This window comes from Glacieibacterium arshaanense, from assembly GCF_004681125.1.
GTDB lineage: Bacteria > Pseudomonadota > Alphaproteobacteria > Sphingomonadales > Sphingomonadaceae > Polymorphobacter_A > Polymorphobacter_A arshaanense.
Genome location: NZ_SIHO01000002.1, coordinates 1,164,560 through 1,178,364 on the forward strand (window position 1 = coordinate 1,164,560; position 13,805 = coordinate 1,178,364).

At 64.6% G+C, this 13,805-nt stretch carries 12 protein-coding genes; 7 read left to right on the forward strand and 5 right to left on the reverse strand.

Annotation, left to right across the window (positions count from 1 at the left end; genetic code table 11):
* Positions 1-58: 58 nt before the first annotated feature.
* The 5 genes from EUV02_RS11815 to EUV02_RS11835 form a co-directional block, all read right to left on the reverse strand.
* Positions 59-757, reverse strand: coding sequence for a hypothetical protein (locus tag EUV02_RS11815; RefSeq protein WP_135246408.1), 699 nt, complete (start codon positions 755-757; stop codon positions 59-61).
* 95 nt (positions 758-852) lie between these two features.
* On the reverse strand, positions 853-1,521 hold the full coding sequence (locus EUV02_RS11820) for a hypothetical protein (protein WP_135246409.1): 669 nt from the start codon (positions 1,519-1,521) through the stop codon (positions 853-855).
* Positions 1,522-1,580: 59 nt separating this feature from the next.
* Positions 1,581-3,608 carry an RNA polymerase sigma factor RpoD gene (rpoD, locus tag EUV02_RS11825; protein WP_135246410.1) on the reverse strand — a complete coding sequence of 676 codons (2,028 nt, stop codon included), beginning with the start codon at positions 3,606-3,608 and terminating at the stop codon, positions 1,581-1,583.
* 41 nt (positions 3,609-3,649) lie between these two features.
* On the reverse strand, positions 3,650-5,500 hold the full coding sequence (dnaG, locus tag EUV02_RS11830; RefSeq protein WP_135246411.1) for a DNA primase: 1,851 nt from the start codon (positions 5,498-5,500) through the stop codon (positions 3,650-3,652).
* 22 nt (positions 5,501-5,522) lie between these two features.
* On the reverse strand, positions 5,523-5,978 hold the full coding sequence (locus EUV02_RS11835; protein WP_135246412.1) for a GatB/YqeY domain-containing protein: 456 nt from the start codon (positions 5,976-5,978) through the stop codon (positions 5,523-5,525).
* 147 nt (positions 5,979-6,125) lie between these two features.
* On the opposite strand from EUV02_RS11835, the gene carA reads away from it, so the two are divergent.
* From carA to EUV02_RS11870, 7 genes are all read left to right on the forward strand, one after another.
* Positions 6,126-7,322 (forward strand): glutamine-hydrolyzing carbamoyl-phosphate synthase small subunit, encoded by a 1,197-nt coding sequence (carA, locus tag EUV02_RS11840; protein WP_135246413.1) that lies wholly within the window; start codon positions 6,126-6,128, stop codon positions 7,320-7,322.
* The gene (locus EUV02_RS11845) at positions 7,319-7,690 is read left to right on the forward strand and encodes a ribonuclease E inhibitor RraB (RefSeq protein ID WP_135246414.1); all 372 of its coding nucleotides are present in this window, start codon (positions 7,319-7,321) and stop codon (positions 7,688-7,690) included. Before carA ends, EUV02_RS11845 begins: the two co-directional genes overlap by 4 nt.
* Complete coding sequence (carB, locus tag EUV02_RS11850) at positions 7,690-10,953, forward strand: carbamoyl-phosphate synthase large subunit (protein WP_135246415.1); 3,264 nt, start codon at positions 7,690-7,692, stop codon at positions 10,951-10,953. The genes EUV02_RS11845 and carB overlap by 1 nt, the downstream gene beginning before the upstream one ends.
* A 140-nt stretch (positions 10,954-11,093) precedes the next feature.
* Entirely contained in the window at positions 11,094-11,573 is a 480-nt protein-coding gene (gene greA, locus EUV02_RS11855) for a transcription elongation factor GreA (RefSeq protein ID WP_135246416.1), read from the forward strand.
* 33 nt (positions 11,574-11,606) lie between these two features.
* Positions 11,607-12,287 carry a rhomboid family intramembrane serine protease gene (locus EUV02_RS11860; protein ID WP_135246417.1) on the forward strand — a complete coding sequence of 227 codons (681 nt, stop codon included), beginning with the start codon at positions 11,607-11,609 and terminating at the stop codon, positions 12,285-12,287.
* Between the two features lie 94 nt (positions 12,288-12,381).
* The gene (locus EUV02_RS15960) at positions 12,382-13,083 is read left to right on the forward strand and encodes a PEPxxWA-CTERM sorting domain-containing protein (RefSeq protein WP_243445878.1); all 702 of its coding nucleotides are present in this window, start codon (positions 12,382-12,384) and stop codon (positions 13,081-13,083) included.
* Between the two features lie 164 nt (positions 13,084-13,247).
* The gene (locus EUV02_RS11870; RefSeq protein ID WP_424022191.1) at positions 13,248-13,730 is read left to right on the forward strand and encodes a CYTH domain-containing protein; all 483 of its coding nucleotides are present in this window, start codon (positions 13,248-13,250) and stop codon (positions 13,728-13,730) included.
* Positions 13,731-13,805 lie beyond the last annotated feature (75 nt).

Below are 13,805 nucleotides of genomic sequence, written 5' to 3' on the forward strand. Positions count from 1 at the left end.
ATGGTTCACGTTCACGTCAACGCTAGAGCGCAATTGCGCGCGGGGCAAGGGGGGTGCGTCAGAACCTGATTGTCATGCCCAGCGTCACGGATGACGGCGTGAAGCTGTCGATATAGCGCCCGGCAAGCAGTTCGATATCGACGCTGCCGCCACCCGGCGTCCAGCGCACACCGGCTTGCAGCCCGGCTTTGCCGATGGTGCGGGTGAAGCCTTCGGCCATCAGCATCAGGTTCGGCAATGCCATAACCTCGATCTGGCCGCCAAAGAATCCGGCGTAGGTGTCGTCGGCGCGCAGCCATTGCAGCCCGGCGTTGACGTTCAGCCGGATGGTGGCCGACGCCGGGATGGTCACTGGCACAATCAGCGAGGCAAAGTCGATTGTGCCGCTATCGAGGCCAATTGCGACGCTGGGGCTCAATGCAATGCCCAGCCCGGTGCTTTCATCGCGCAATTTGAACTTGGGCGAGAGGCCGATGCCGGTGAGCGATGTGCCGCCCTGCCAGCCGGTGACGACATAGCCGCTAAGCTCAACATTTGGCAGCGATGCAGGCGTGCAGCCGGGGGTGATCTGGACCGAGCCGCTGTCGCTGCCGAAGCGGTTGTACCAGCTGTCGACATAGCAGCTGCCCGGTGCGGCGACTGCGGAGTCATCGACGATATGCGCGTTGCCGGCGGCACGCAGCGGTTGCGCTGTCGCTGCCAAAGCGCACCAGGCAATTGCCGCCAACCGCAATGTCTGACCGGAAGTCGTGGCCATTGCCCTGCAAACCTCGCCAACCGCATTAAGGCCATGGCAGGGCAATACTGCAGAATTGGTTACACTTCCATTACAATGATACTGCGTCCGGTGGATCAGCCGTCGTAGCTGTAGGCGACCTCGTTGCGCACGGTGCCGCTTTCACCCGGCCGGCTGCCCGCATATTCCTGCACCGAGCGCACGACTACCGGACGCCCTGACTTGCCGAGCGTATAGTCGTTGACGATGTCGAAGCGGTCGATCTTGGCGACGACCATCAGCCGGAACGGTTCGCGCGCCGAAAGCCGCAGCTGCTTGACATAGGTCGTCGGCCCGGCGGTCGCGACAATCGCCTCGCCGCCGAACTTGTCCGAACGGTCGCCGGCCATGTCGACGCTGCCCGATGGCAGCTTGGCAATCTTGAGCACGGTGTTGCCCTGCGCATCGGTGCTGCGCGAGGCGGGTGCATTGAGGAATCCGGCGAGGCGGTAATAGCCCGGCACCGGGCGGCCGGCGGCTTCCTTGCGGAACTTGGCGGCTTCGTCGGCGCTCGGCGGCTTGCCGTCGACCGACACCAGCGTCCACTGCTTGCCGTCCCAGCGGTCAACGCGCACCGACTTTTCGGTCTTGCCGCCGCCGCTTTGCGTCATCGTGACGTTCCGCGTGAAGCTCAGCGTTGACGGCGGGAACAGCTTGGCATCGGCAATCAGCTTCGATTGCAGCGGGTCGGCCGCCGGAGCGGCAGCAACAAGCGCCAGCGCGGCGGCAGCGAGCAAGATTTTCATGTCCACTGTCCTACCGTGCTAATACTGAACCTGCGCTGCGGCAGTCTGACGCAGCCGCCCTAGACGTCGAGGAACGACCGCATCTTGCGGCTGCGCGACGGGTGCTTGAGCTTGCGCAGTGCCTTCGCCTCGATCTGCCGGATGCGTTCGCGCGTCACGCTGAACTGCTGGCCGACTTCCTCGAGCGTGTGATCGGTGTTCATGCCGATGCCGAAGCGCATGCGCAGCACGCGTTCCTCGCGCGGGGTCAGCGACGCCAGCACGCGCGTCACGGTTTCCTTGAGGTTGGCGTGGATGGCCGCGTCGACCGGGATGACGGCGTTCTTGTCCTCGATGAAATCGCCGAGGTGGCTGTCTTCCTCGTCGCCGATCGGCGTTTCGAGGCTGATCGGTTCCTTGGCGATCTTCATCACCTTGCGGACCTTTTCGAGCGGCATCGACAGCCGTTCGGCAAGCTCCTCCGGCGTCGGCTCGCGGCCGATTTCGTGGAGGATCTGGCGGCTGGTGCGCACCAGCTTGTTGATCGTTTCGATCATGTGCACCGGAATACGGATGGTGCGCGCCTGGTCGGCGATGCTGCGGGTGATCGCCTGGCGGATCCACCACGTCGCATAGGTGCTGAACTTGTAGCCGCGGCGGTATTCGAACTTGTCGACCGCCTTCATCAGGCCGATGTTGCCTTCCTGAATGAGATCAAGGAATTGCAGGCCGCGGTTGGTGTATTTCTTGGCAATCGAGATGACCAGCCGCAGGTTCGCCTCGACCATTTCCTTCTTGGCGATGCGGGCTTCGCGTTCGCCCTTCTGGACCATGTTGGTGATGCGGCGGAACTCGCCGAGGTCAACGCCGGTCGATTGCGCAATGTCGGCGATTTCGACGCGGATGCGTTCGACGGCCTGGGCCTCGGCAGCGGCAAAGGCAGCGAACTTCTTGTCGATGCCGGCGACGCGCTCGAGCCAGCCGTCATCGAGCTCGTGGCCCATATATTCGTCGAGGAAGGTCTTGCGGTTGATCTTGTGGCGTTCGGCGTGGCGGAGCATCTGGCCGCCGAGCGCCAGCAAGCGCCGGTTGTAGCTGTAGAGCTGGTCGACCAGGAACTCGATCTTGTTGTTGTTGAAGTGGACGCTCTGGACGTTCGCCGTCAGCTCCTCGCGTAGCTTCTGGTAGCGGCGTTCGTCGGCGGCACCGAAGTCGGCGTTGGCATGCAGCGCGGTCAGGCGGCTTTCCTGCAGCTTGGCGAACTTCTTGTAGGTCGCGGTGATCAGCGCGAACTTGGCGATGGCGTCGGGCTTGAGCAATTCCTCCATCGCGGCGAGCGACAGCGTGTTGTCTTCTTCTTCGTCGTCGACAGGGCCGGTGCGCGGCGCCGCGGCTTCCTCATCGTCATCGGCGGACGCGACTGGCGCTTCGTCGGTGTCGGCTTCGTCCTTGAAGGTGACGGCGGGCAGGTCGGAGGCGGGCTCTTCGCCGTCCTCGCCGGGCTCACCGATCGTCGGCTTGGCGAGCATCGCGTCGAGGTCGAGGATTTCGCGCAACTGCATGCGGCCGTCGTTCAGCGCGTCCGACCAGTCGATCATCGCGGTGAACGTCATCGGGCTTTCGCACAGGCCGGCGATCATCGTGTTGCGGCCGGCTTCGATGCGCTTGGCAATGGCGATTTCGCCTTCGCGGCTGAGCAGCTCGACGGCGCCCATTTCGCGCAGATACATGCGCACCGGGTCATCGGTGCGGTCGAGCGGCGCGGCCTTGACGGCGGGCATCGCGGTGGCAGTGAGCGGTTCGCCTTCTTCGGCTTCGACGGGTTCGTCGTCGTCATCGGCCGCCGCTTCGGCGCCTTCTTCGGCGGGCTCGTCGTTCTCGATGAGGTTGATGCCCATTTCGCTGAGCGCCGACATCATGTCTTCGATCTGCTCGGACGACATCTGGTCCTGCGGCAGCGCCTCGTTGAGCTCGTCATAAGTGATGTAGCCGCGCTTTTTGGCGCGGGCGATCAGCTTCTTGATCGAACCTTCGTTGAGGTCGAGCAGCGGCGCGCTATCCACTTCGGTCTTGGTGTCGCTGGTCGCCACTGCCGGTGCTTTTGCCATTCGTCGGTCCGTTCTCTACTCTGCGGCTGGTTGAGCCGCTGTCACTCATCACCGCGTTCGCGGGCTGCCAGTTCCAGCAACAGGTCATTGACCCGCTGCCGTTCGGCAATCAGGCTGTTTTGCGCTGCATAGTCATTCTCGTCCATCGTGTCACGAAGGCGCAACGTCACCTCGGTCAGTTCGTCCTCGATGCGGCGGCGGGCGATCAGATTGCCCAGAACCAGACCGAAATGTTCGCTCGCCTGAGCAAAATCGGTCCCGGCCCGGGTAAATGAATAGCGCAGTCGCGTCGAACGCCGGACATCTTCGACAAGCGCAGAAAGCCCAGTAGAGGCTAATGTGTGGCCCAAAGCCGCCTTGTCAAGGTCGGGCGCGTGAATAGTCGCATCGAGAATCGCCGCACGCAGCGTCGCCAGCTGCGGTTCGCCCGCCGGCAATTGCACCAGCGCCTCGCCGTGGCGGTCGGCCAGCCCGGGGTGTTCGAGCAGCCCGACGAGCAATGCTGCGAGTTCGGCGTCGCCGGCGCTGCGGCCCTGGAAAGCGCGGAGCTGCGACGACGCACCCGCCGGCGGCAGGTTGCGTCCGAAGCCGCCGCGTCCGGGCTGTGCACCGCGGACGAAGCTCCGCGGCGGATTGAACTGCGCATCGAAGCGGCTGCGGAATTCGCTGTCGTAAAGACTGCGCACCGACGGATTGCCGATGGCGTGACTGTGCAGCCGCAGCCGTTCGCGCAATGCCGCACGGCGCTCGGGGGTGCTGGTGTCGATGCCGGCGGTTTCGGTGCGCCACAGCAGCTCGATCAACGGTTCCGCCGCCGCCAGAAGCGCCTCGAACGCCGCCAGCCCCTTGCTTCGCACGACATCATCGGGGTCTTGCCCGGCGGGCAGCATGGCAAAACGCAAGCTACGCCCCGGCTCCAGCAACGGCAGCGCCCGCAGCGCCGCCCGCAAGCCGGCGCGCTGCCCCGCCGCGTCGCCGTCGAAACACAGGATCGGTTCGGGCACGACGCGCCACAGCAACGCCAGCTGCGTTTCGGTCAACGCGGTACCGAGCGGTGCGACCGCCTCGGCAATGCCGGCCTGTGCCAGCGCAATGACGTCCATATAGCCTTCGACCACCAGCAGCCGCGTCGACTTGCGCGCGACCGGCCCGGCGCGTTCGAAATTGTAGAGCGTGCGGCCTTTATCGAACAACACCGTGTCGGGGGAGTTGAGATACTTGGGCTGGCCGTCGCCCATGATGCGGCCGCCGAACCCAATGATGCGGCCGCGCGGGTCGCGGATCGGGAACATCAACCGGCCGCGGAAGCGGTCATAGGGTTCGCGCCCGGGTTCATCGGGGGCGATTAGCAGCCCGGTGTCGATAAGCTTCTGCATGCCCAGCCCCGCCAGCGCGGTCTTGAGCCTGGCCTTGCTGTCGGGCGCCAGCCCAAGCCCGAAGGCGCGCGCCGTGGCGCTGTCGATGCCGCGCTTGGTCAGATAGGCGCGCGCCTCGGCGCCCTCGACGCTGCCGAGTTGTTCGGTGAACCACGCCGATGCTGCCGCCGTCACGTCGTGCAACCCGACCTGTGCTGCCGCCCGCGCCCGTGCCTCGGGCGATTCGACCGGCATTTCGAGCCCGGCCTCGTCGGCCAATTGCCGCACCGCGTCGGGGAAACTCAGCCCCTCCTGCTCGGTGACGAAGCGGATGACATCGCCGTGCACGCCGCAGCCGAAGCAGTGGTAAAAACCCTTGTCCTCGTTGACGTAGAAGCTCGGCGTCTTCTCGTTGTGGAACGGGCAGCAGCCCTTCCATTCATGCCCGGCACGCGTCAGCTTGACCCGCCGCCCGACGACAGCGGCGAGCGCCACGCGCGCGCGGATTTCATCGAGGAAGGCGGGGGGGATGGTCAATCGCGTGCCCCTGTTGCGCCGCTCACCCCGCCAGCGCTGCCTTTACCATGCCGCCGGCCTTGCCCATATCAAGCTGGCCCGCGTAGCGCGTCTTCAGCTCGCCCATCACCCGGCCCATGTCCTTGGCGCTGCTCGCCCCCAGTTCGGCAACCAGCGCCGCGACCGCGGCCTGTGCTTCGGCCTCGCTCATCTGCTGCGGCAGAAAGCTTTCGATGACTGCGACCTCGGCGGCTTCGGCGGCGGCGAGTTCGGGGCGGTTGCCCTTGGTGTACATGTCGATCGATTCGCGGCGCTGCTTGATCATCTTGGCCAGCACGTCGGCGACCATCGCGTCGTCGTTCGCCGGCGCGGTGCCGGTGCGCAGTTCGATGTCCTTGTTCTTGATGGCGCTCGAAACCATGCGCAGCGTCGCGGTACGGGCGCTGTCGTGCGCCTTCATCGATGCAATGGTGGCGGCCTTGATGTCGTCGCGAATCATGTCGTGTCCTGCTATGTGGGATTGGAAGCAATGATAGCGGCAGCGCGGCATAAAGAATAGATTGACGACGCGGGGTCTGCACCCTAGTTCGCCATGCGTTTGGCCGTTAGCCAACATCCATGCCGCCAAGAACCACAGGAGCCATAAATGGCCGACGCCCTCGCGCACGCCCAACCGACAGGCGCGACAGGCGTTTTGGTACTTGCTGACGGCACTCTGGTCTGGGGCCGCGGCTGCGGCGCCGAAGGCCAGGCGGTCGGCGAAGTCTGCTTCAACACCGCGATGACCGGCTATCAGGAAGTGATGACCGACCCGTCGTACGCCGGGCAGATCGTCACCTTCACCTTCCCGCACATCGGCAATGTCGGCGCCAACGCCGAAGATGTCGAAGCGACCAACCCGCACGCGCTGGGCTGCGTCATTGCCGCCGATATTTCCGAAGCCGCCAATTTCCGCGCCACCGGGCGCTTCGACGACTGGCTGGCAAGCTGGGGCCGGATCGGGCTGTCGGGCGTCGATACCCGCGCGCTGACGCGTCGCATCCGGCTGGCGGGCGCCCCCAACGCCGTCATCGCGCACAGCGCCAATGGCGAATTCGACATTCCGGCGCTGCTGGCACGCGCCAAGGCGTGGCCCGGCCTCGAAGGCATGGACCTCGCGAAGGACGTCACGACGCTGCAAAGCTATGGCTGGGAAGACGGGCTGTGGCGGCTGGGGCAGGGCTATGCCAGCCCCGCCGACGAAGACGGCCCGACGATCAACGCCGGCGACGAGGCCAAGCGGCCGCACGTCGTTGCCATCGACTACGGCATCAAGCGCAACATCCTGCGCAACCTCGTCAATGCCGGCGCACGCGTCACCGTCGTGCCCGCGACCGCGAGCTTCGACGACATAATGGCGCACAACCCCGACGGGCTGTTCCTGTCGAATGGCCCCGGCGACCCCGCCGCGACCGGCGTCTATGCCGTTCCGGTCATCCAGGCGTGGCTGGCGACGGGCAAGCCGCTGTTCGGCATCTGCCTCGGCCACCAGATGCTCGGGCTGGCGGTGGGCGCCAGGACCGTCAAGATGTTCCAGGGCCACCGCGGCGCCAACCATCCGGTCAAGCGGCTCAGCGATGGCCGCGTCGAAATCACCAGCATGAACCACGGCTTCGCGGTCGAAGCCGAAACGCTGCCGGCGAATGCGCGGCCGACACACCTCAGCCTGTTCGATGGCTCGCTGGCCGGGCTGGAACTCACCGACAAGCCGGCGTTCAGCGTCCAGTACCACCCTGAAGCCTCGCCCGGCCCGCAGGACAGCCATTACCTGTTCGAAAAATTTGTCGCAGGGCTGCGCAAATGAGCGGCATTCCCGAAGCCCCGATCGACCTGATGAAGTTCGCGATGGAAATCGCCGCCGACAGCGACGTGCTCGAAGACCTCGCGGCGAACGGCGATATCGCGACGCTGGTCCGCCCGATCGACGTGCATTTCAAGGGCAGCGAGGCGGCCGTGCAGGCCCTGCGCGCCGATGTCGAAGCGCTGGGTTTCCGCTTCGTCGGCTTCGGTGCCTATGAAGACGGTGATAGCGCCATCGACCTGCAGATCGACGGCACTACGCAGCCCGATGCGATGGCGGCACTGACCCGCAAGGCGCTCGAAATCGAAGTCAGCCACGGCGTCGAATACGACGGCTGGGGCTGCGAAGCGAAGACCGGAAAAAATAGCTGATGCCCAAACGTTCTGACATCGACTCGATCCTCATCATCGGCGCCGGCCCGATCATCATCGGGCAGGCGTGCGAGTTCGACTATTCGGGGACGCAGGCGTGCAAGGCGCTGAAGGCCGAAGGCTACCGCATCGTGCTGGTCAATTCGAACCCGGCGACGATCATGACCGACCCCGACATGGCCGACGCGACTTATGTGGAGCCGATCACGCCGGCCGTGGTCGCCAAGATCATCGCTGCCGAACGTGCCAGCCACCCGGGCGAGAAGATGGTCGTGCTGCCGACGATGGGCGGCCAGACCGCGCTCAACACCGCGCTGGCGCTGCACCATGACGGCACGTTGGCAAAATTCGATGTCGAGCTGATCGGCGCCGACGCCGAAGCCATCGACAAGGCCGAAGACCGGCTCAAGTTCCGCGATGCGATGGACAAGATCGGGCTGGAATCGCCGAAGTCGCGCATCGCGCACACTGTTGCAGAAGCCTTGGAAGCGCTCGACGTCGTCGGCCTGCCGTCGATCATCCGGCCGTCGTTCACAATGGGCGGCACCGGCGGCGGCATTGCCTATAACCGCGAGGAATTCGTCCATATCGTCACCGGCGGGCTCGACGCCTCGCCGACCACCGAAGTGCTGATCGAGGAATCGGTGCTCGGCTGGAAAGAGTATGAGATGGAGGTGGTGCGCGACAAAAACGACAACGCCATCATCATCTGCAGCATCGAGAATATCGATCCGATGGGCGTCCACACCGGCGACAGCATCACCGTCGCGCCGGCGCTAACGCTGACCGACAAGGAATACCAGATCATGCGCAACGCGAGCATCGCGACGCTGCGCGAGATCGGCGTTGAAACCGGCGGCTCGAATGTCCAGTTCGCGGTCAATCCCAAGGACGGCCGCCTGGTCGTCATCGAAATGAACCCGCGCGTGTCGCGCTCGTCGGCGCTGGCGTCGAAGGCCACCGGCTTCCCGATTGCCAAGGTCGCAGCGCTGCTCGCGGTCGGCTACACGCTCGACGAGATCATGAACGACATCACCGGCGCGACGCCCGCGGCGTTCGAACCGACGATCGACTATGTCGTCACCAAGATACCGCGCTTTGCGTTTGAAAAGTTCAAGGGCGCCGAAGCCTTGCTCGGCACCGCGATGAAGTCGGTCGGCGAAGTCATGGCGATTGGCCGGACGTTCGCCGAAAGCGTCCAGAAGGCGCTGCGCGGGCTGGAAACCGGCCTCACCGGCTTTGACGAAGTCGAAAGCCTTGTCGATGCCAGCGAAGACGAAATCGCCGCCGCGCTCGGCATCCCCGGCCCCGACCGGTTGCTCATCATCGCACAGGCGCTGCGCTGCGGTTTCAGTGTTGAACGCATCAACGCCATCACCCATTACGAGCCGTGGTTCCTTGAACGCATCGCCGAAATCATCGCTGCCGAGGAACAAGTCGCGACGCACGGCCTGCCGCGCGAGCTGGCGCCGTTGCGCGCCTTGAAGGCGATGGGCTTTTCGGATGCACGCCTCGCCAAGCTGTCGGGCCTGACGGAAGCCGCGGTGGCGAACACCCGCCACCACCTCGGCCTGCACCCGGTGTTCAAGCGCATCGACACCTGCGCTGCCGAGTTCGAGGCGAAGACGCCGTACATGTATTCGACCTATGAAGCGCCGAGCTTCGGCACCCCCGAATGCGAAAGCGCGCCGACGGACAAGCGCAAGGTCGTCATCCTCGGCGGTGGCCCCAACCGCATCGGCCAGGGCATCGAGTTCGACTATTGCTGCTGCCACGCCTGCTTCGCATTGGACGAAGCCGGCTATGAAACCATCATGATCAACTGCAACCCCGAAACGGTGTCGACCGACTATGACACCTCGGACCGGTTGTACTTCGAACCGCTGACCGGCGAGGACGTGCTCGAAGTCCTCAAGCGAGAACAGGACGCCGGCACGCTGGTCGGCGTCATCGTCCAGTTCGGCGGCCAGACGCCGCTCAAGCTGGCGCAGCGCCTTAAGGACGCCGGCATCCCGATCCTCGGCACCTCGCCTGACAACATCGACCTTGCCGAAGACCGCGAGCGCTTTGCCGCGCTGGTCGAGGAACTCGGCCTGCGCCAACCGACCGGCGGCATCGCGCGTTCGCGCGACGAGGCCGTCGAAGTCGCCGAACGCATCGGCTATCCGGTGCTGATGCGGCCGAGCTACGTGCTTGGCGGCCGTGCGATGGAAATCGTCGAAACCACCGCGCAGCTCGATACCTATATCCGTGAGGCGGTACGCGTGTCGGGCGATACGCCGGTGCTGATCGACCAGTATCTGCGTGACGCCACCGAAGTCGATGTCGATGCGCTGGCCGACGGCGAGACGGTGTTCGTGGCGGGCGTGCTCGAACATATCGAGGAAGCCGGCGTCCATTCGGGCGATTCGGCGTGCTCGATCCCGCCGCACTCGCTGGCACCCGCGATCATCGCCGAAATCGAGCGCCAGACGGCGCTGCTGGCACGCGCGCTCAACGTCCGCGGGCTGATGAACATCCAGTTCGCGGTCAAGGACGGGCTGGTTTACCTCATCGAAGTCAACCCGCGCGCGTCGCGCACCGTGCCGTTCGTCGCCAAGGCCACCGGCATGCCGATCGCCAAGATTGCGGCGCGCGTCATGGGCGGCGAAAGCCTCGCGAGCTTCGGGCTGACCAAGCCCAAATGGGCGCATGTCGCCGTCAAGGAAGCCGTCTTCCCGTTCGCGCGCTTCCCCGGCGTCGATCCGGTGCTCGGGCCGGAAATGAAGTCGACCGGCGAAGTCATGGGCATCGATGCCGACTTCGGCCAGGCGTTCTTCAAGGCGCAGCTCGGCGCCGGTACGGTGCTGCCGATGGCGGGCTGCGTGTTCATTTCGGTCAAGCACACCGACAAGCCGGTCATCCTGCCGGCGGCGCGGATGCTGCTCGACATGGGCTTCACCGTCATCGCCACCGACGGTACCGCCGAGTATCTGACGGGGCAGGGGCTCAAGGTCGAACGCGTCAACAAGGTGCTGCAGGGCCGGCCGCATATCGTCGACCGCATCAAGGACGGCGACATCGCGCTGATCTTCAACACCACCGAAGGCGTGCAGTCGATGAAGGACAGCCAGTCGATCCGCGGCTCGGCGCTGTACGGCAAGGTGCCGTCGTTCACCACGGCCTCGGCAGGCGTCGCCGCAGCCCGCGCAATCGCCGCAGCCAAGCAACGCGCGCTTGAAGTCCGGTCGTTGCAGTCATACTATAAGACGCGCGAAGCGTAGCTCCAGGGAAAGCAGTCGGCCGAATACGGTGGGATTCCACCGACGGCCGAGCCGTCTTGTTCAAGGGGCTGCAACAAAATCGGGGGCCGGGCGTTACACCCTGTCTACCGTAAAATGAAGTGACGAAAGGTTCGAGTTTAATGGCGACCGTCGACAAGCTGCCGATGCTGGCAGAGGGGCATGCAACCCTCGTCAACACGCTGCGCCGCCTCAAAGAGGAAGAGCGTCCCGAAGTCGTCGTGGCGATCGAGGAAGCGCGTGCGCATGGCGATCTTTCGGAAAATGCCGAATATCACGCCGCCAAGGAGCGCCAGGGCCAGATCGAAGCGCAGATCTACGAGATCGAGGATCGCCTGTCGCGCGCCGTGGTCATCGATCCCAAGTCGCTGTCGGGCGACCGCGTCGTGTTCGGCGCCACCGTCAAGCTGGCGGACGAGGACGACAAGTCGATCACCTACCAGATCGTCGGGCAGACCGAAGCCGATGCGCGCATCGGCCGCATCTCCTATTCGTCGCCGCTCGGCCGCGCGCTGATCGGCCGCAAGGTCGGTGACGATGTTGAGGTCGTGACCCCGTCGGGCGAAAAATACTACCAGATCCAGTCGCTGCAGTTCATCTGAGGCGAGGGCGGTCGCCGCGTTGAGCCCCCGCCGATGAAGCCGTTCACCCCGCCGCTGGCCGTGGTGACGCGGCTGCTGCTTGCGCTGTGCGTGGCGGTGCAGGTCATCGCCACCGTCGGCGGGCACGACTTTGGTATCTGGATGATCGACAATTTCGGGCTTGTGCCGGCGCGACTGTCGCACAGTCTGGGCATCGGTGCAGCCAAGCTGTTGCCGGGCATCGTGCCGGCGCCGCTGACGCTGCTGACCTCGATGTTCCTGCACGGCGGCTGGATGCATCTGCTGCTCAACATGCTGTTTCTGGCATGGGTCGGGCGCTATGTCGAATGGGTCGTCGGGCGCTGGCGGTTTCTGGCGCTCTACTTGCTCGGCGGTATCGCCGGCGGGTTGCTGCAGGTCGCAGTCGATCCCGGCTCGCCGGCACCGGTTGTCGGTGCCAGTGGCGCGATTGCCGCGGTGTTCGGCGCCTATGCGGTGCTGTTCGCGCGCAGCCGTGTGTCGGCGCGCAAGATTCTGGGCATCAGCATTTCATCAGACGCGCTGACCGCGCTGTGGTACGCGGCGGTGTGGATCGGGCTGCAACTGCTGACCGCGCTGGCGTTCAACACCGGGCCGTTCCAGGTGGCGATCTGGACACATATCGGCGGCTTCGTCACCGGGTTGCTGTTCGCGCAGCCCTTCGTGCGCGGCCCTCAGATCGACCCGCGCGTCTAAGCGGCCGGCGTTCCGGATCGGCAGGATTGCCGCCTGATCGAAGCGCGTTGCGCTGGCGCCAGCCAGCCCTCAAGCCTGAATCACTTCTTTACAAATGAAGGAAATTTTTGGAGAATTTTCCCTGCCGGCCTTCTGTTGCGGCTATGCCATTGGCTTTGCTGGCAAGTTGCGTTGCGTGATCGACAATGCATCGATTCATAAGAATCAGAAATCCAGGGGAAATATCATGAAAACTTTTGCAAAACTGGGCGTTCTGGTTGCTGCAGCCGGTTTCGCGACCGCCGCCAGTGCCGCGTTGGTCAACGCGCCGGTGCCGGTCAATGCCTATATTACCTATGGCGGCCTTAACTGGGCCTGGGCTGCACCGGTCGACGAGTCGTTTATTGACTTGTCCTACCAGACGCAATTCGGCTGGCGCCTGCCGACCGATGTCGAATTGGCGAATGCGCCGTCGGCGATGCTGTTCATTTTTCAAGGCGCCAACGTGCCTTTTGGCGGCACTGATCCGGTCAGCGGTGCGTTCTGGTCGTTTACCGATGTGACACTCAACGGCGATGCGGCGCTGGCGTCGCCCTATTTCACCAATGCCTACTATCATGGTGACTGGTGCAACGGCATCGGATCGAACTGCTCGTACGGCCAGACGCCAGCGTGGAACCGGCCGCAACAGTTCTTCAATGATTCATTGGTCGTCCGCAATGCGGTTCCCGAACCCGCAGCGTGGGCGATGATGATCACCGGATTTGGGCTCGTTGGCACGTCGTTGCGTCGGCGCCAGAAGGCCCTGACGGCCTGATTTAGGGTATGGTCCTGGTGCAAGACGGTGGCTTCGCCCACCGCCTTGCACCATCCCCGTTGTCAGCAAGGCCGCTTGGCCGGAACGGGCATACGTGTCAGGGAGATGGCACGTATGATGCAGTCCGAATTCATATCGACCTGCACGTCCAGCCAGCCGGCGCGGTGACCGCGATGGAGCTGCCCAAATACGCGCTTTTCGAACATGAGCGGCGGTTTCTCGTCGACCCGGCACGCTGCCCGCCGCTCGACGGTGCGGCAATGGTGCGGATCGAGGACTTGTACATCGTGGCGACGCGGCTGCGCTTGCGGCGCGTGACCGGCGCCGGTGCCGCGCCGGTCTACAAGCTATGCCGCAAATATCTGTCGGATGATCCGGTGTCGGCGCCGATCACCAACCTGTATTTGACCGCCGAGGAGTTCGCGCAGCTCGATGTGCTGCCGGGCAACCGTATCTCCAAGTGCCGCTACCGCATCGACGGCTTCGGGCTCGACGTGTTCGAAGGTCGCCACGCCGGCCTGATCATCGCCGAGATCGAGGCACCGACGCAGGCGGCGGTGCTGGCGCAAATGATGCCCGGCTGGGCGATGCGCGAAGTTACCGGCGACCCGGCCTACAGCGGCGCGGAACTGGCGCGGACGGCGTAGCCTTTTTGCTCTCCCCACTAGGGAGAGAGGTCGAATGCGCGATTTCACTTGACTTCACGAACCGAATCGGTTAGT